Here is a 17,608-nt window from a genome sequence, read left to right on the forward strand (position 1 = left end):
TCCTTATATATAGTAGATCCCGTCATTTTAAAGTGACGGGATTTTTTTTACGCTTAAATGGATGAAAGGTTGTTGTGACTTCGGGATATGTTGAGCGTGGAGAGGTTTTTGATTTTTCTACCTTATATATAGGTTTGATTACTCATTTTATAATAGGATACACGAATCAAAAGAAGTGATCATACCGATTTCTAGGAGCTTTTACCTGCTATGCGCTTCAATCTTGTCCTTTTTAAAGAAAAAAGGGCAAGGATTTCCGCTTCTATCAGGGCTAGGAAGGGTAAAATACAGGATAAACTGCATGTTTAACGACAATATAATAAGCTTTGTGTCTTTGCGTCTTCGCGAGAACCCCAGTAAAAGCGAGTGAAAACAGGGAAAGAGAATGCTGCCCAGCAGAAAAACCTCATAAAACGCAAAAACACTCAAATGTTAAAATTAACGTTATCAATACATTAAGAAATAAACTTAAAATAAAGACAAAAACACGATCAAAAAGTATTGTTTATCTAGAAAAAGGTGGTAGTTTTGCACCCGCAACAAACAAGACGTTCACTGAAATACTGACAAGCAAACAATCAAAAATAGAAACGAAAGTTTTAAAAATAAAGATTAAAAAAAGCTTGTGAGTTTGGAAAACGAAAGTTACATTTGCACCCCGCAAAAGAAGCGAAGTTCCTTGAAATACTGCTAAGATAAGAAGTGAAATTAGAAATAAAAATTTCTAAAAAAAAACTTCAAAAATATCTTGCCAGTTAAAAAGGAGTTCATTACTTTTGCACCCGCTTTGAGAAACAAGCGACACAAAAATAAAGAGAAAGTTCTTAGACATATTGAATTGACAGCCGTTTCGAAAGAGATTTCGAAACAAATAATAAAGAGTAATAGAATCGCAAGATTTGAATATAACCGATAGAATCTGAGTCGCAATATAATATAAAAAATATACGATGAAGAGTTTGATCCTGGCTCAGGATGAACGCTAGCGGCAGGCTTAACACATGCAAGTCGAGGGGTATGCTTCTTCGGGAGCAGAGACCGGCGCACGGGTGCGTAACGCGTATGCAATCTACCTTTTACAGAGGGATAGCCCAGAGAAATTTGGATTAATACCTCATAGCATTGCAGAATGGCATCATTCAGCAATTAAAGTCACAACGGTAAAAGATGAGCATGCGTCCCATTAGCTAGTTGGTAAGGTAACGGCTTACCAAGGCTACGATGGGTAGGGGTCCTGAGAGGGAGATCCCCCACACTGGTACTGAGACACGGACCAGACTCCTACGGGAGGCAGCAGTGAGGAATATTGGACAATGGGCGCAAGCCTGATCCAGCCATGCCGCGTGCAGGATGACGGTCCTATGGATTGTAAACTGCTTTTATACAGGAAGAAACCCTGGTTCGTGAACCAGCTTGACGGTACTGTAAGAATAAGGATCGGCTAACTCCGTGCCAGCAGCCGCGGTAATACGGAGGATCCAAGCGTTATCCGGAATCATTGGGTTTAAAGGGTCCGTAGGCGGTTTAGTAAGTCAGTGGTGAAAGCCCATCGCTCAACGGTGGAACGGCCATTGATACTGCTAAACTTGAATTATTAGGAAGTAACTAGAATATGTAGTGTAGCGGTGAAATGCTTAGAGATTACATGGAATACCAATTGCGAAGGCAGGTTACTACTAATTGATTGACGCTGATGGACGAAAGCGTGGGTAGCGAACAGGATTAGATACCCTGGTAGTCCACGCCGTAAACGATGGATACTAGCTGTTGGGAGCAATCTCAGTGGCTAAGCGAAAGTGATAAGTATCCCACCTGGGGAGTACGTTCGCAAGAATGAAACTCAAAGGAATTGACGGGGGCCCGCACAAGCGGTGGAGCATGTGGTTTAATTCGATGATACGCGAGGAACCTTACCAAGGCTTAAATGTAGTTTGACCGATTTGGAAACAGATTTTTCGCAAGACAAATTACAAGGTGCTGCATGGTTGTCGTCAGCTCGTGCCGTGAGGTGTCAGGTTAAGTCCTATAACGAGCGCAACCCCTGTTGTTAGTTGCCAGCGAGTCATGTCGGGAACTCTAACAAGACTGCCAGTGCAAACTGTGAGGAAGGTGGGGATGACGTCAAATCATCACGGCCCTTACGCCTTGGGCTACACACGTGCTACAATGGCCGGTACAGAGAGCAGCCACTGGGCGACCAGGAGCGAATCTATAAAACCGGTCACAGTTCGGATCGGAGTCTGCAACTCGACTCCGTGAAGCTGGAATCGCTAGTAATCGGATATCAGCCATGATCCGGTGAATACGTTCCCGGGCCTTGTACACACCGCCCGTCAAGCCATGGAAGCTGGGGGTGCCTGAAGTCGGTGACCGCAAGGAGCTGCCTAGGGTAAAACTGGTAACTAGGGCTAAGTCGTAACAAGGTAGCCGTACCGGAAGGTGCGGCTGGAACACCTCCTTTCTAGAGCCTTAGTGTTAGCTATATGCACGCTAGGGAAAGAAGACGAAAGATACTAAAGGTTCATCTCTAAAGATTATATTACTCTGCTGTTAGTTCAAATAATAAATTTAAGTAAAACAGAGTCTCGTAGCTCAGCTGGTTAGAGTACTACACTGATAATGTAGGGGTCGGCAGTTCGAGTCTGCCCGGGACTACTATTTAAAACTTAAATAAAAGGAAATTTTAGAAGTTGAGCATTTATGAGTGAATTCATAACTCATAATTCATCATCATTTTAAAAATGGGGGATTAGCTCAGCTGGCTAGAGCGCCTGCCTTGCACGCAGGAGGTCAACGGTTCGACTCCGTTATTCTCCACTATCTTTAAGAAGATAGAATATAGAAAAAAAGAATATAGATTAAGTCTATACTCTAATCTCTATTTTCTTAATCTAAAAAGAAAAAGTTCATTGACATATTGAGATAAGAAAATAATAAAAAGTAGAAAGCGTTTTTATTGAGTAGCAATACAAAATATAAAAACAAAAAAAAACGGTCATATTAAATTATGATTGGTACAATAAGCAAAATAAGGGCGTATGGGGGATGCCTTGGCTCTCAGAGGCGATGAAAGGCGTGATAAGCTGCGAAAAGCTACGGGGATCGGCACACACGAATTGATCCGTAGATACCTGAATGGGGCAACCCACTATGTTGAAGACATAGTACACCGATAGGTGGGCAAACCCGCTGAACTGAAACATCTAAGTAGGCGGAGGAGAAGAAAACAAAAGTGATTCCGTAAGTAGTGGCGAGCGAACGCGGATTAGCCCAAACCAACCATGTTACGGCATGATTGGGGTTGTAGGACCACGAGATTTCTTGCACAAAGAATTAGAATCTACTGGAAAGTAGAACCATAGAGGGTGATAGTCCCGTATAGGTAATGAGTGTAAAGGATAGTGGTATCCTGAGTAGGGCGGGGCACGTGAAACCCTGTCTGAATTTGGCGGGACCATCCGCTAAGGCTAAATACTCCTGAGAGACCGATAGTGAACCAGTACCGTGAGGGAAAGGTGAAAAGAACCGTGAATAACGGAGTGAAATAGATCCTGAAACCATACGCTTACAAGCGGTCGGAGCCCTTTCGTGGGGTGACGGCGTGCCTTTTGCATAATGAGCCTACGAGTTAACGTTGCTGGCAAGGATAAGTGGTTAAGCCACGGATCCGTAGCGAAAGCGAGTCTGAATAGGGCGCTTTAGTCAGTAGTGTTAGACGCGAAACCGTGTGATCTACCCATGGGCAGGTTGAAGCTGTGGTAACACACAGTGGAGGACCGAACCGGTTGACGTTGAAAAGTCTTCGGATGACCTGTGGGTAGGGGTGAAAGGCCAATCAAACTCGGAAATAGCTCGTACTCCCCGAAATGCATTTAGGTGCAGCGTTGTGCATAAAGTTATATAGAGGTAGAGCTACTGATTGGATGCGGGGGCTTCACCGCCTACCAATTCCTGACAAACTCCGAATGCTATATAATGTTTCACAACAGTGAGGGCTTGGGTGCTAAGGTCCAAGTCCGAGAGGGAAAGAACCCAGACCATCAGCTAAGGTCCCCAAATATATGTTAAGTTGAAAGAACGAGGTTTGTCTGCCCAGACAGCTAGGATGTTGGCTTGGAAGCAGCCATTCATTTAAAGAGTGCGTAACAGCTCACTAGTCGAGCGGACGAGCATGGATAATAATCGGGCATAAACATATTACCGAAGCTATGGATTTACAGTTTACTGTAAGTGGTAGGGGAGCATTCTAACAGGGTTGAAGGTGTATCGTAAGGTATGCTGGACTGGTTAGAAAAGAAAATGTAGGCATAAGTAACGATAATGCGGGCGAGAAACCCGCACACCGAAAAACTAAGGTTTCCACAGCTATGCTAATCAGCTGTGGGTTAGTCTGGTCCTAAGGCGAACCCGAAAGGGACAGTCGATGGCTAACGGGTTAATATTCCCGTACTACTAATTACTGTGATGGGGTGACGGAGTGATGAAAGCGCCGCGAACTGACGGAATAGTTCGTTGAAGTACCTACCTATAAGCTGTGCAGGCAAATCCACACGGCTTGGGGAAATACGATAGTACTCGGAGACTTCGGTTGAAGAGATAGTGCGCCTAAGGGCTTCCAAGAAAAACCTCTAAACTTCAGGTAATTAGTACCAGTACCGTAAACCGACACAGGTAGTTGAGGAGAGAATCCTAAGGTGCTCGAGAGATTCATGGCTAAGGAATTAGGCAAAATAGACCTGTAACTTCGGGAGAAAGGTCGCCAGCAGCAATGCTGGCCGCAGTGAAGAGGTCCAGGCGACTGTTTATCAAAAACACAGGGCTCTGCAAAATCGTAAGATGAAGTATAGGGCCTGACACCTGCCCGGTGCTGGAAGGTTAAGAGGAGATGTTATCTTCGGAGAAGCATTGAATTGAAGCCCCAGTAAACGGCGGCCGTAACTATAACGGTCCTAAGGTAGCGAAATTCCTTGTCGGGTAAGTTCCGACCTGCACGAATGGTGTAACGATCTGGACACTGTCTCAGCCATGAGCTCGGTGAAATTGTAGTAGCGGTGAAGATGCCGCTTACCCGCAGTGGGACGAAAAGACCCTGTGCACCTTTACTATAGCTTAGTATTGACCTTGGATAAATGATGTGTAGGATAGGTTGGAGACTGTGAAGTGGCGTCGCTAGGCGTTGTGGAGTCATTGTTGAAATACAACCCTTTGTTTATCTGAGGCCTAACCCCGTGATTGCGGGGGACATTGCTTGGTGGGTAGTTTGACTGGGGTGGTCGCCTCCAAAAGAGTAACGGAGGCTTCTAAAGGTTCCCTCAGTACGCTTGGTAACCGTGCGTAGAGTGCAATGGCATAAGGGAGCTTGACTGAGAGACATACAGGTCGATCAGGTACGAAAGTAGAGCATAGTGATCCGGTGGTTCCGCATGGAAGGGCCATCGCTCAAAGGATAAAAGGTACGCCGGGGATAACAGGCTGATCTCCCCCAAGAGCTCATATCGACGGGGGGGTTTGGCACCTCGATGTCGGCTCGTCACATCCTGGGGCTGGAGAAGGTCCCAAGGGTTGGGCTGTTCGCCCATTAAAGTGGCACGCGAGCTGGGTTCAGAACGTCGTGAGACAGTTCGGTCTCTATCTACTGTGGGCGCAAGAAATTTGAGTGGATCTGATTCTAGTACGAGAGGACCGAATTGGACAAACCTCTAGTGTATCTGTTGTTCCGCCAGGAGCACCGCAGAGTAGCTACGTTTGGAAGGGATAAGCGCTGAAAGCATATAAGCGCGAAACCCACCACAAGATGAGATTTCTTTTAAGGATCGTGGGAGATGACCACGTTGATAGGCTATAGATGTAAAGGCAGTAATGTCATAGTCGAGTAGTACTAATAATCCGTAAGCTTATGTACACCCTTTTCCCCACACTACGGTGTGGGGGAGAAACTTTCTAAATAAATTATATTTTTTCTTTATCTCAGTGTGTTAAGATATTGTTCACTTGATAATTAATAATCAACAATTAATAATTAACAATTGAAAAGTTGTCCAAAGCAACTAACGACCTTAAGGTGGTTATTGCGGCGGGGCTCACCTCTTCCCATCCCGAACAGAGTAGTTAAGCCCGCCTGCGCAGATGGTACTGCAGTTATGTGGGAGAGTATGTCGTCGCCTTTCTTTAAAACCCTGTTTCTAACGAAACAGGGTTTTTTTTTGCCCAATTTTGTCCTTCTGAGGAACGAAGAATCTTCAGGATCAGGTTCAAAAGTTGTGTTTATGCAAAAATGTTAGTCAATCTGTAGAGGAAGAATTTAATATCTCTTACTCCTCTAAATAGAGATCTAAAGCTTTTTATGGATCAAGCGTTATTTTATTCTGTTTAATAGCTCTATTATTACGGATCAAGCGTTATTTTTGGGGACTAGTATAATTATGCATATAATTTAGTTAGTCTAAAAAGGAAGAATTCAATATCTCTTACACCTCTGAACTGAGCTCTAAATTCCTTTATTTTGGCATTAAAAGATTCTGCCGAAGCATTTGTACTTCTATTATTAAAATAGTTCAGAATCGATTCGTAATGTATTTGTATTGATTTTGCGATGGTATTGAAAGAGGATCAAGCGTTATTTTTGGGGACTAGTATAATTATGCATATAATTTAGTTAGTCTAAAAAGGAAGAATTCAATATCTCTTACACCTCTGAACTGAGCTCTAAATTCCTTTATTTTGGCATTAAAAGATTCTGCCGAAGCATTTGTACTTCTATTATTAAAATAGTTCAGAATCGATTCGTAATGTATTTGTATTGATTTTGCGATGGTATTGAAAGACCTAAATCCAGAATCTTCTACTGTATTATACCATTGGGCTAATTTTAATCTTGCTGTATTTTTATTGGTATTGTTCTCGTAGATATAACATAGACCTTGCGCTAGTTTGTAAGCTTTTTTAATTGATGGATATAATTCAAATAATAGCTGTGCTCTAAGGGCTTGTGAAGTCGTCCATTTGTTTGGAGTTTTAAACAATACATATCTAGAGCGTGCTAAAAGCTGTTTTTTAGGGATTAAGCGTTATTTTTGGGGACTAGTATAATTATGCATATAATTTAGTTAATCTATAGAGAAAGAATTCAATATCTCTTACACCTCTGAACTGAGCTCTAAATTCCTTTATTTTGGCATTAAAAGATTCTGCCGAAGCATTTGTACTTCTATTATTAAAATAGTTCAGAATCGATTCGTAATGTATTTGTATTGATTTTGCGATGGTATTGAAAGACCTAAATCCAGAATCTTCTACTGTATTATACCATTGGGCTAATTTTAATCTTGCTGTATTTTTATTGGTATTGTTCTCGTAGATATAACATAGACCTTGCGCTAGTTTGTAAGCTTTTTTAATTGATGGATATAATTCAAATAATAGCTGTGCTCTAAGGGCTTGTGAAGTCGTCCATTTGTTTGGAGTTTTAAACAATACATATCTAGAGCGTGCTAAAAGCTGTTTTTTAGTATCTCCGTTTGAGAGTAGTTCTGGACTGTATGGTTTTCCTGTATTTTTACTTCTTTCGTATTGAATATTCTCTTGTTCTATAATCTCCCATCTTAATTTTATTCGCTCCTCTTGAACAGCTTGAGTAGCTAGTTTTTGTACATGAAACCTATCAGTGACAATTTGAGATTTAGGGAAACATTTTTTAACTATTAAATTCATGTTTGAAGCCATATCCACAGTTACTTCTTTAACCATGTCTCTTCTAGAGGGAGGTATTCTGTTTAATAGCTCTATTATTACTTCAGCCTTAGTTCCTTTTACAATAGCCACTATAGCTCCTTTTTTTCCTTTAGCTGCTTTATTAGTTAATACAGTATAGAGTTCTCCATTGGAAAGTGAAGTTTCATCTAAACTGAGGTACATTCCTAGGTTTTTACCAAAGAGCAACCATTGTTTAGCATGTTGTTTTTGTGACCAGAGCTTGAAATCACTCAAATGATTTTTATAAAGATATTGCAACTTTTTGCCATCAGTATTGTAATAGCTACCAAATTTACTTGCGCTTACAGGATTTTTATCCAATGATACCTTTTAAAAAAGACGCGAATTCAGCTGTAATTCGTGTTCCTTTGGCAACAATTTCCCAATCTCGTTTAATTATTTCATTGGATTTAATCAATGTCCATCTTCTTCTTTTTATATGTAGCAATACTGATTTACCTCTAAGAGGAAAGTCTTCAACTTTAATTTCTGGCAGAAAATCTTTCGATTTGGCTAATTCTGTTTTGTATTCTTGAGGAAGGACATTTTTTTCTTCAAGATAAAAATGGATCACTTCATTTTCTAGTTTATGCGAAACTATATCAAAATAATCTAGTATTCCTTGAGGTAAAAAATATATAGCTAATTCTAAATCCAAAATAGTTTTTTTTAATGTTGCAAATTTAGCTTTTTAAACATTTGTCCCCAAGTTTTTTGTTTGACCCATTATTACTTCAGCCTTAGTTCCTTTTACAATAGCCACTATAGCTCCTTTTTTTCCTTTAGCTGCTTTATTAGTTAATACAGTATAGAGTTCTCCATTGGAAAGTGAAGTTTCATCTAAACTTAGGTACATTCCTAGGTTTTTACCAAAGAGCACCATTGTTTAGCATGTCGTTTTTGTGACCAGTGCTTGAAATCACTCAACTGATTTTATAAAGGTATTGCAGTTTTTTGCCATCAGTATTGTAATAGCTACCAAATTTACTTGCGCTTACAGGATTTTTATCCAATGATACCTTTTAAAAAAGACGCGAATTCAGCTGTAATTCGTGTTCCTTTGGCGACAATTTCCCAATCTCGTTTTATTATTTCATTAGACCTAATCAAAGTCCATCTTCTTCTTTTTATATGTAGTAACACCGATTTACCTCTAAGAGGAAAGTCTTCAACTTTAATTTCTGGCAGAAAATCTTTCGATTTGGCTAATTCTGTTTTGTATTCTTGAGGAAGGACATTTTTTTCTTCAAGATAAAAATGGATCACTTCATTTTCTAGTTTATGCGAAACTATATCAAAATAATCTAGTATTCCTTGAGGTAAAAAATATATAGCTAATTCTAAATCCAAAATAGTTTTTTTTAATGTTGCAAATTTAGCTTTTTAAACATTTGTCCCCAAGTTTTTTGTTTGACCCATAATTATGCATATAATTTAGTTAGTCTAAAAAGGAAGAATTCAATATCTCTTACACCTCTGAACTGAGCTCTAAATTCCTTTATTTTGGCATTAAAAGATTCTGCCGAAGCATTTGTACTTCTATTATTAAAATAGTTCAGAATCGATTCGTAATGTATTTGTATTGATTTTGCGATGGTATTGAAAGACCTAAATCCAGAATCTTCTACTGTATTATACCATTGGGCTACAAAAATTAAGCATAAATATTGGTTAGTCTAAAAAGAAAGAATTCTATATTTCTAACACCCCTAAATTTTGACCTGAATGCTTTTATTTTGGCATTAAAAGATTCAGCCGAGGCATTTGTACTTCTATTATCAAAGTAGTTTAAAATGGTTTGATAATGATTTGCAATGGTTCGTGATATTGTACCGAATGACTTGAATCCAGATTGATTTACTTTTTCATGCCATTTGGCTAATTTTGCAAAACCAATGATTTTATCAGTTGTGTTCTCAAAGATACCTTTAAGTTCTTGAGTTACTTTATATGCTTTTTGTATATCTGGATATAATTCAAACAATAACGTGGCTCTCTCTGTTTGGTTTTGGGTCCATTTTGATTTGGTTTTGTATAAGAAATAACGGCTTCTGCTAATAATTGCTTAAGAGTATCTCCATTAGAAAGTATTTTAGACTCAAATTTTAAGTTTAATTTCCTTGTTCTCTCTAAGTCACCATTTTCAAGATCAATAGCTTGCCAACGATATTTAATTCTAATTTCTTGTAAGGCTTCTGTAGCGAGCTTCTGAACATGAAATCTATCTGTAACACGTACAGCGTTTGAAAAACATTTTTTAGCAATCAAATTCATGTTTCCTGCCATATCTAAAGTGATTTCCTTAACTTGATTACGCAGTTTTAAAGGAATTTTTTCGATAACATCAATCACCGCTTCAGCTTTAGTTCCTGCAGTGATTGCAATTATAGTACCTTTTCTTCCTTTACCAGCTTTGTTGGTTAAAATAGTATAGAGTTCTCCGTTAGAAAGTGATGTTTCATCTATTGATAGGCGTTTACCAATGTTTTGTGGAAAAAGTAGCCACTTTTTTGCATGTGTTTTTTGATCCCAATTTTTAAATTCACTTAAAAAATCGTTGTATTGGCATTGTAGATTTCTGCCTTTTACGCCGTAAAATTTAGCAATCGAATTGCAATCATTTGGACTGGAATCTATTGATTTCTTTTAAAAAACACGCAAACTCCTGAGTTACACGAGTTCCGTCTGCTACTAAATTCCAATCTCTAAAAACCACTTTCCCAGTATCTTCATTCAGCCATCTTCTATGGGTGATGTGTAAATACACCTGATGCCCACGAATAGGAAAATCCTGAACTGTTATCTCTTCAAAGAATCCTTTTAAACTTAATTTTGAATTGCGATATTCTTTAGGAATCGAATTTATCTCTTTTAAATACAAATGAAGTATTTCTTCTCCTTTTTGGTAGGAAGTGAGTTCAAAGTAATCCACTATTATTTCAGGTAATAATAATTTGAGAATATCTAAAAAGGAGTCTTGCATTGCTTTAAATTTTAAAATACAAAAATCGACTTTTTAATATTTCCTCACAACAATATGTATTGATCCAGAATTCAATGTCTCTTAATCCTCTGAACTGAGCTCTAAATTCCTTTATTTTGGCATTAAAAGATTCTGCTGAAGTATTTGTACTTCTATTATTAAAATAGTTCAGAATCGATTCGTAATGTATTTATATTGATTTTGCGATTGTATTGAAAGATCTAAACCCTGAATCTTCTACTGTATTATACCATTGCGCTAATTTCAATCTTGCTGTATTTTTATTGGTATTGTTCTGATAAATATAGCATAGACCTTGCGCTAGTTTATAAGATTTTTTAATTGATAGATATAATTCAAATAATAGCTGTGCTCTAATGGCTTGAGAAGGTGTCCATTTGTTAGGATTCTTAAACAATACTTATCTAGAGCGTGCTGAAAGCTGTTTTTTAGTATCTCCGTTTGAGAGTAGTTCTGGATTGTATGATTTTTCCATTTTTCATATTGAATATTCTCTTGTTCTATAATCTCCCACCTTAATTTAATTCGCTCCTCTTGAACAGCTTGAGTAGCTAGTTTTTGTACATGAAATCTATCAGTGACAATTTGAGATTTAGGAAAACATTTTTTAATTATTAAATTCATGTTTGGAGCCATATCCACTGTTACTTCTTTAACCATATCTCTTCTAGAGTGAGGTATTCTGTTTAATAGTTCTATTATTACTTCGGCCTTAGTTCCTTTTACAATAGCTACTATAGCACCTTTTTTTTTTGCTTCTTTATTAGTTAATACAGTATAGAGTTCTCCATTGGAAAGTGAGGTTTCATCTAAACTTGGGTACATTCCTAGGTTTTTACCAAAGAGCACCATTGTTTAGCATGTCGTTTTTGTGACCAGTGCTTGAAATCACTCAACTGATTTTATAAAGGTATTGCAGTTTTTTGCCATCAGTATTGTAATAGCTACCAAATTTACTTGCGCTTACAGGATTTTTATCCAATGATACCTTTTAAAAAAGACGCGAATTCAGCTGTAATTCGTGTTCCTTTGGCGACAATTTCCCAATCTCGTTTTATTATTTCATTAGACCTAATCAAAGTCCATCTTCTTCTTTTTATATGTAGTAACACCGATTTACCTCTAAGAGGAAAGTCTTCAACTTTAATTTCTGGCAGAAAATCTTTTGATTTGGCTAATTCAGTTTTGTATTCTTGAGGAAGGACATTTTTTTCTTCAAGATAAAAATAGATCACTTCATTTTCTAGTTTATGCGAAACTATATCAAAATAATCTAGTAGTCCTTGAGGTAAAAATATATAGCTAATTCTAAATCCAAAATAGATTTTTTAATGTTACAAATCTAGCTTTTTAAACATTTGTCTCAAGTTTTTTGTTTGCCTCTTTAGTTAATCTAAAAAGGAAGAATTCAATGTCTCTTATTTCTCAGAACTGAGTTCTAAATATCTGTTTGTATCCATTTAATTTCACCATTTTCAATATCAACAATGATTTTATCACCATCTTTGACATCACCAGCAATGATTTTTTTGGCTAGTGGACGTCTTAAATGACTTCTAATGATACTTTTTATAGGTCTTGCTCCATATTTTGCATTGTACCCATTTTCGGCTAGATGTAGTTTTACTTGCAGTGGTATTTCAACCGTAATATTTATATTTTTTAGCAAATCTAGGAACTCTTTCTTAAGATGAACTTCAAAAATTTTCAATGCATTTTCCTTGCTTATTGGGGCAAAAGGAATGATTTCTGTTAGCCTTCCTAAAAATTCAGGTCTAAAATAATTTGCCATAATTCCCATCAAATCTGAAGAGTTCGGGGTTTGACCTTTTTCAAAAGTAGTTGCAATTTGATCCGCTCCAATATTCGAAGTAAAAAGTATAATAGCATTAGAAAAATCACCTTCTTTTCCTAAACGGTCGTGGAGTTTACCTTCGTCCATTATTTGAAGAAAAACATCATAAACTGAAACGTGAGCTTTTTCTATCTCATCAAATAAAACAATAGAGTATGGTTTTTGTCTAATTTTGTTTACTAATAAGCCACCTTCTTCATAACCTACATATCCCGGAGGCGCTCCATAAAGTAATGCCGCGGAATGTTCTTCTTTAAATTCTGACATGTCAAAACGTATAATTGCATTTTCATCTTGAAAAAGAAATTCAGCTAGGCTTTTTGCTAATTCTGTTTTTCCAGTTCCTGTTGGTCCTAAAAAAAAGAATGATGCAATCGGCTGTCCAGCTTTACTTAATCCCGATCTTGACTCTAATATTGAGCCTGTGACTGTTGCAATACAATGGTCTTGACCAATAACTCTTCTGCTTAGAACTTCTTCGATATTATTAAGTTTTTGTTTTTCCTCTTCTTTTAATTTACCAACAGGAATGCCAGTTTTCTTTGCAATAATAAGTGATAAGTCAATAGGTTCAATGTGAACACGTTTATCTAATGCTTTTTGTTCTAGATTATTAATTAAGTTTTCTATATGATTAAAAATAAATTCTGATGATTCAGAATATTTGGATTCATTTTCTTCATCTACTTCTATTAAAAAACTTGTTTTATTAATCAAATCCGTAAGAAACCAGTTTGATTCTTTTATTAATTGAGACTCAGATAAATTTGAATCATTTTGTTTTAGTACTGCCAATTTATCTAACGTTAACTGTTTTTCTTTCAAAAATGTTTCGCCTGATGTTTTTAATACTGACATCGTATGATCGATTAGATTTATCGCTGATTCAGGAAGGCTTTTTTCTTTTAAATATCTTCTGGATAATCGAATTGATTCTGTTATTGTTTCATCATCTATTTCTATTTTATGATGATCCTGATATGTCTTGATAGATTCACGAATCATTCTGAATAAAGTATCATCGTCAGATTCTTGTAGTTTCACAATTTCAAACATTCCAGTTAAACCTTGTTCTTTTTCTATTCTTTTTGAATATTCGTCACTAGTGGAAGTTGCTATTATATTCAGACCTTTGGATAATTCACCTTTTAAAATATTGGAAACGCCAGAATCACCTCCGTTTTTATCTAATAAAGTATGTATTTCTTCAATAATTAAAATTGTTTTTGAATATTGTCTTAGTTCAATTATGCAGTTTTTTAAGCGGTCTTCTATTTCGCCTTTGTATGAAGCTCCGGCAATTAGAGTTGGTAAATCAAGTTCAAAAAGTTGTACTTTATTTAAAGTATCGGGAACCTGATTAGAAAGTACATTTTGAACAATAGTGTCGATTAATATTGATTTGCCAATTCCCCGATCTCCAATCAGTAACACATTGGGTTTCGAAAATCGACAGAGTATTTCTTTTATTGTATTTAATTCTATTTCGCGTCCAATTGCAAGTGTTACTTTTTTTCTTTTTTCAAGATTTTTATGAATGCAGTATTTTCCCAAAAAGCCCTTTTTTACTTCTTGTCTGCCGTTATCTTCATTTTGGGGAATGGCAATTTTATCCATTAATAATTCATTTCTTGAAATAGGATACGATTTCATTTGATTAAAATCAAAACCGACTCCTGGTGAGCTTATAGCTATTATAATCGCATAAAGGCTTATTTCATGTTCATTTAATATCGTTCTAACTGAATCTGCTTCGTCAATAATTTTATCAATAAACTCGCTTGGTTCTGCGTCAAGAACGCCTGAGGTTTTTGATTCTTCTTCCATTCGTACTTCTGCCCATTCATCGAGATAATAAACATCTTTCCCCATCGCTTCGAGACACTTTAAGAGTCCTAAATCCCTATTTAAAATAGCTTTTAATAAGTGAGATGATGAGTAATATTTATTTGAATTTGTTTTGGCAATCTTCTTTGCAATTTCAAGAGCTTTTAATAATTCTGTGCTGAAAATGTTTTTTTCTTCTTCCATTAAATTTTAATCTTTAGACCAAATCAGGTGTTTTTTTACTTTGTAACTGATGTTAATTCCTTTAATACAGTTATTTTGTTTGTCTTTGTTAAGACGTATTGATTCTATTCTTATTTTTTTGCCTTTTATAGATGCGCATAATTGTGAAAAAGTCAATAAATCTTTGTTGTTTTTTACGATTGGTATATCAAGATTATCACATAAATATTCTGTAAAATCATCTTTTACTTTATTACCTTGTGTTACTTTAATTAATAAAATTTCAAATTGATCTTCAGATACTTTCGGTGCTTTTTTAATTACACTAATAGTGTCTTTTGTGGTTTTGTTTTTTGGCGCAACGGGTACATATTGTAGCATTTCTTCCAGAGGGTCTTTTTTTACAGTTCCGCGTGGCAAAGCAAATGATTCTGTACTTTTTTCATATATATAAGAAGTTACATCAAGAGGATTGGTTTTTTTAATAACTTTTGGATGTACATAAATTGTTCTTTTTGCTACACGGCTATAATCACCATTTATAATCAGTGTAATTACTTTTTCTCCAGAAGTTGTAAACTTATAAACTGGGTTTTGTGATGTTTCATCAATACTTTTATTTTCACCAAATGCCCATTCCCATGTTTTAGCATTTTCAGACTCTGATTGAAAATAAGCAGGTTTTCCAACAGAGATAACATTGGGTACATTTATTTTTGGTGTACCTTTTTTATTCTTGGCATATTTGTATTTTATTTCAATCTCTTTTGTAAGAATGCAGTTGTTGTTTATTGTTAGTGTAACTTGATATTTTCCTGCGTTTTTATAAACATGTAAAGTATTTTGTCTTACATCTTGTTCTGTTCCATCTCCAAAGTCCCATCTCCATAACTTTGCATTTGGAGTCTTGTCATAAAATGCTATAGGTTCTTCTGTTTGGAAATTATCTGAGAAGATGTGAAATTTAGTTTCTTTGCAGTCTAAGTTATTGTAAATTTGTAGTGTATAGATAATTATTCCTGTTAAAAATAAAAAACAAAAGAAAATTATTACTCTAGTGTCGATGTTTTTTTTATTCATTTAAAAATTTTAAAAATTTAATATGTACGATATCGCTTGCTAAATGAAAGCAAAAGTAGTTTTATTTAATTTATAAATCTATAAATTATTACTATAAATTTTACAAAAAAAAATGTATTCTTACAAATAAAATCACTAGGTTTGTCGTTGGATAGTTTTAATAGCAACTATAATCTTGTTTGTTAATTGAGTTTATTTATGTTTTATTTGTAAGTATGAATTGATTCTATTAAAGTTTGATTGTGATTTTTATGTTACTAAATGCTATATGTAATTCAATAAATGTTGCCCTTTTTTTAAAAAAAACAGTGGGTAAAATAATAAATAAAATTTTTTATGAGGCAGATATTTTTTTTAATAAGCATGTTGCATTTTAGTTTGATATGTTGTGCTCAAAGTTATATTCTTCAACTTCCCTTTAAATATGATTATTCTCTTGAATTACTGAAAAAGCAATCTCAAATAGAAGAAATTGCCCTAAAGAATAGAATTGTCGTTAACGATAATTCAGAAAACCTCAGTGATGATATTTTAGTTTTAAAAGAAAAATACTCTATTATTCTGGCAGTAATGCCAAATAAAATTACTAACTACAAACTATATGCTTATATCGATCCTTGGGTAAACACGCCTTATAAAGAAAAAAGTTTTTCTAAAAAAGGTATCGATTGTGCTTATTTCTTGCAGTCTTTATATAGTGATGTTTACAATGTTATGCTTCCAAAAAATCCAGCTGGAATGTGGAAATCCAAGGCAATACAGATTTTTACAGGCAGAAGTTTTCTTGCGGAGGGCGATCTTATTTTTTTTAGATATGATAAAGATCATCCGATTTCAGATGTAGGTTTATATCTGCACAGTGACAGAATTTTGGCTTGTACAAACAATGGCCTTGCAATATATAATTTCAATGATGAATATTTTCAATTACGTTATATAGGTGCAGGACGAATCAACGATGATGCAAAGAAAAAATAATATAAATCTGGAGGAACTTGTATACGAAATAGAAAATATTTCTTATGACATAAGAGCAGAAGTTGTTGCTAATGATTTGCTTGAGAGTAATTCGATTTTGCAGGAAGAAATTATGATTTCTAATCACGGGCAATTTTCAAGAGCGTACAGAAATGATATTCTAGGTGTTGCAATTCATGATAATAATTATGATAAGCACGAATATCTAAATATACAATTGTCAAGAGATAGTATTTACGATGTGCTTCCTGAAGGTTTAGTGCACAGCTTAAGCGAAAATAGTACTGATAAGTCTGTAAAACAGATGATAAAAGAACATAAACTTCAGAAGAAACAAGAATTAGAAGCTCGAAATTTTTTTAGTCCTTTTGAAAATGAAATTTTTCATTACCGTACTAAAATAGAAAGTGTTGAGAGAATTTTTTTACATAAGTTAAACGGGAGCAGACCCCTAGATTTTTTTTATGTTTTCTGGGGATTACCGCATATTTATCCTGAAATTTTGGTTTCAAAATTTATTCAACTCCTGCCGTATGCTTATAAAATTGTTGGAGATATTGGGTTGGCATGTAGTTGTTTAGCTAGTATTATTGAAGAGGAAGTGAGTTACAGCACGACTACTTCAAAAGAATATAGTGACGATAAAGAAGAAATAAGTCTAGGAGTAAACAGATTGGGAGTTGATTTTATTAGTGGAAACAATTTTATGGATTACTCAATGAATTTAACTATTGAAATTGGCCCAATCACTAATAAGCCTTTTGATAATTATATTAAAGATGGTGAAATAAAAAAATTTATAGACTGTTTTTGCGAACATTTTTTTCCAATGGAAGTAGAAGTAAAAATAGTGCTGTTAATGAATCAGGAAACAGAAGAGTTTAATTTTAATAAACAGCCTGTATTAGGTTATACAACAAGAATTTAGA

16 protein-coding genes, 2 tRNA genes, 3 rRNA genes and 1 pseudogene are annotated in these 17,608 nt (G+C 35.6%); 7 read left to right on the forward strand and 15 right to left on the reverse strand.

The window, feature by feature from the left end; genetic code table 11:
* Nucleotides 1–947 precede the first annotated feature (947 nt).
* The 5 genes from QWY99_RS06830 to rrf all read left to right on the forward strand — a co-directional run bounded on the left by QWY99_RS06830 (nucleotide 948) and on the right by rrf (nucleotide 6,167).
* A 16S ribosomal RNA gene (locus QWY99_RS06830) occupies nucleotides 948–2,461 on the forward strand.
* A 120-nt stretch (nucleotides 2,462–2,581) separates the two neighbouring features.
* A tRNA-Ile gene (locus QWY99_RS06835) sits at nucleotides 2,582–2,655 on the forward strand.
* Between the two features lie 88 nt (nucleotides 2,656–2,743).
* Nucleotides 2,744–2,817: transfer RNA gene (locus QWY99_RS06840), tRNA-Ala, on the forward strand.
* Nucleotides 2,818–3,017: 200 nt separating this feature from the next.
* Nucleotides 3,018–5,902: ribosomal RNA gene (locus QWY99_RS06845) — 23S ribosomal RNA — on the forward strand.
* A 155-nt stretch (nucleotides 5,903–6,057) separates the two neighbouring features.
* A 5S ribosomal RNA gene (gene rrf, locus QWY99_RS06850) occupies nucleotides 6,058–6,167 on the forward strand.
* The 16S, 23S and 5S rRNA genes sit together here with 2 tRNA genes alongside, the layout of an rRNA operon.
* Nucleotides 6,168–6,420: 253 nt before the next feature.
* Here the strand turns inward: rrf and QWY99_RS06855 are convergent.
* The 15 genes and pseudogenes from QWY99_RS06855 to QWY99_RS06915 form a co-directional block, all read right to left on the reverse strand.
* Nucleotides 6,421–6,594, reverse strand: a complete 174-nt coding sequence (locus tag QWY99_RS06855) for a transposase (RefSeq protein ID WP_290265355.1) — start codon at nucleotides 6,592–6,594, stop codon at nucleotides 6,421–6,423.
* A 44-nt stretch (nucleotides 6,595–6,638) separates the two neighbouring features.
* Nucleotides 6,639–7,061 carry a transposase gene (locus tag QWY99_RS06860; protein WP_290265357.1) on the reverse strand — a complete coding sequence of 141 codons (423 nt, stop codon included), beginning with the start codon at nucleotides 7,059–7,061 and terminating at the stop codon, nucleotides 6,639–6,641.
* Between the two features lie 28 nt (nucleotides 7,062–7,089).
* Nucleotides 7,090–8,073, reverse strand: a complete 984-nt coding sequence (locus tag QWY99_RS06865) for an ISAon1 family transposase (protein ID WP_290263057.1) — start codon at nucleotides 8,071–8,073, stop codon at nucleotides 7,090–7,092.
* Nucleotides 8,066–8,410, reverse strand: a complete 345-nt coding sequence (locus QWY99_RS06870; protein ID WP_290263060.1) for an ISAon1 family transposase N-terminal region protein — start codon at nucleotides 8,408–8,410, stop codon at nucleotides 8,066–8,068. The genes QWY99_RS06865 and QWY99_RS06870 overlap by 8 nt, the downstream gene beginning before the upstream one ends.
* Before the next feature lie 33 nt (nucleotides 8,411–8,443).
* Entirely contained in the window at nucleotides 8,444–8,608 is a 165-nt protein-coding gene (locus QWY99_RS06875; protein WP_290263062.1) for a hypothetical protein, read from the reverse strand.
* A 149-nt stretch (nucleotides 8,609–8,757) separates the two neighbouring features.
* Nucleotides 8,758–9,102: an ISAon1 family transposase N-terminal region protein gene (locus QWY99_RS06880; protein WP_290263064.1), complete on the reverse strand. Its 345-nt coding sequence runs from the start codon at nucleotides 9,100–9,102 to the stop codon at nucleotides 8,758–8,760.
* Between the two features lie 71 nt (nucleotides 9,103–9,173).
* Nucleotides 9,174–9,407, reverse strand: coding sequence for a transposase (locus QWY99_RS06885; RefSeq protein ID WP_290265360.1), 234 nt, complete (start codon nucleotides 9,405–9,407; stop codon nucleotides 9,174–9,176).
* A complete protein-coding gene (locus QWY99_RS22235; protein WP_435387556.1) occupies nucleotides 9,407–9,811 on the reverse strand; it encodes a transposase in 405 nt (134 codons plus the stop codon). Before QWY99_RS22235 ends, QWY99_RS06885 begins: the two co-directional genes overlap by 1 nt.
* The gene (locus tag QWY99_RS06890) at nucleotides 9,694–10,389 is read right to left on the reverse strand and encodes an ISAon1 family transposase (protein ID WP_353960578.1); all 696 of its coding nucleotides are present in this window, start codon (nucleotides 10,387–10,389) and stop codon (nucleotides 9,694–9,696) included. The genes QWY99_RS22235 and QWY99_RS06890 overlap by 118 nt, the downstream gene beginning before the upstream one ends.
* Nucleotides 10,370–10,735 carry an ISAon1 family transposase N-terminal region protein gene (locus tag QWY99_RS06895; RefSeq protein ID WP_290263066.1) on the reverse strand — a complete coding sequence of 122 codons (366 nt, stop codon included), beginning with the start codon at nucleotides 10,733–10,735 and terminating at the stop codon, nucleotides 10,370–10,372. Before QWY99_RS06895 ends, QWY99_RS06890 begins: the two co-directional genes overlap by 20 nt.
* 4 nt (nucleotides 10,736–10,739) lie before the next feature.
* Nucleotides 10,740–11,153, reverse strand: a pseudogene (locus tag QWY99_RS22240) (ISL3 family transposase).
* Nucleotides 11,057–11,581 (reverse strand): transposase, encoded by a 525-nt coding sequence (locus tag QWY99_RS22245; RefSeq protein ID WP_353960569.1) that lies wholly within the window; start codon nucleotides 11,579–11,581, stop codon nucleotides 11,057–11,059. The pseudogene QWY99_RS22240 and the gene QWY99_RS22245 overlap by 97 nt, the downstream one beginning before the upstream one ends.
* A gap of 149 nt (nucleotides 11,582–11,730) precedes the next feature.
* Nucleotides 11,731–12,081, reverse strand: a complete 351-nt coding sequence (locus QWY99_RS06905; RefSeq protein ID WP_290265362.1) for an ISAon1 family transposase N-terminal region protein — start codon at nucleotides 12,079–12,081, stop codon at nucleotides 11,731–11,733.
* A 113-nt stretch (nucleotides 12,082–12,194) separates the two neighbouring features.
* On the reverse strand, nucleotides 12,195–14,642 hold the full coding sequence (locus tag QWY99_RS06910; protein ID WP_290263069.1) for an AAA family ATPase: 2,448 nt from the start codon (nucleotides 14,640–14,642) through the stop codon (nucleotides 12,195–12,197).
* Nucleotides 14,643–14,648: 6 nt separating this feature from the next.
* Nucleotides 14,649–15,701 carry a PKD domain-containing protein gene (locus QWY99_RS06915; RefSeq protein ID WP_290263071.1) on the reverse strand — a complete coding sequence of 351 codons (1,053 nt, stop codon included), beginning with the start codon at nucleotides 15,699–15,701 and terminating at the stop codon, nucleotides 14,649–14,651.
* Between the two features lie 336 nt (nucleotides 15,702–16,037).
* Here QWY99_RS06915 and QWY99_RS06920 point away from each other — a divergent pair, with 336 nt between their 5' ends.
* Together QWY99_RS06920 and QWY99_RS06925 are read left to right on the forward strand one after the other, a co-directional pair.
* Entirely contained in the window at nucleotides 16,038–16,679 is a 642-nt protein-coding gene (locus QWY99_RS06920; protein WP_290263072.1) for a C40 family peptidase, read from the forward strand.
* On the forward strand, nucleotides 16,660–17,607 hold the full coding sequence (locus tag QWY99_RS06925; RefSeq protein ID WP_290263073.1) for a type VI secretion system baseplate subunit TssG: 948 nt from the start codon (nucleotides 16,660–16,662) through the stop codon (nucleotides 17,605–17,607). The genes QWY99_RS06920 and QWY99_RS06925 overlap by 20 nt, the downstream gene beginning before the upstream one ends.
* The last annotated feature ends 1 nt before the right edge of the window (nucleotide 17,608 follow it).

Source organism: Flavobacterium branchiarum (assembly GCF_030409845.1).
Classification (GTDB): domain Bacteria; phylum Bacteroidota; class Bacteroidia; order Flavobacteriales; family Flavobacteriaceae; genus Flavobacterium; species Flavobacterium branchiarum.

Bases quoted from the DNA above. Each gene is read 5' to 3' on its own strand.
- QWY99_RS06875 (WP_290263062.1), bottom strand. From the start codon at position 8,608: ATGTACCTAAGTTTAGATGAAACTTCACTTTCCAATGGAGAACTCTAT.
- QWY99_RS06895 (WP_290263066.1), bottom strand. From the start codon at position 10,735: ATGCAAGACTCCTTTTTAGATATTCTCAAATTATTATTACCTGAAATA.
- QWY99_RS22245 (WP_353960569.1), bottom strand. From the start codon at position 11,581: ATGTACCCAAGTTTAGATGAAACCTCACTTTCCAATGGAGAACTCTAT.
- QWY99_RS06910 (WP_290263069.1), bottom strand. From the start codon at position 14,642: ATGGAAGAAGAAAAAAACATTTTCAGCACAGAATTATTAAAAGCTCTT.
- QWY99_RS06915 (WP_290263071.1), bottom strand. From the start codon at position 15,701: ATGAATAAAAAAAACATCGACACTAGAGTAATAATTTTCTTTTGTTTT.
- QWY99_RS06920 (WP_290263072.1), top strand. From the start codon at position 16,038: ATGAGGCAGATATTTTTTTTAATAAGCATGTTGCATTTTAGTTTGATA.
- QWY99_RS06925 (WP_290263073.1), top strand. From the start codon at position 16,660: ATGATGCAAAGAAAAAATAATATAAATCTGGAGGAACTTGTATACGAA.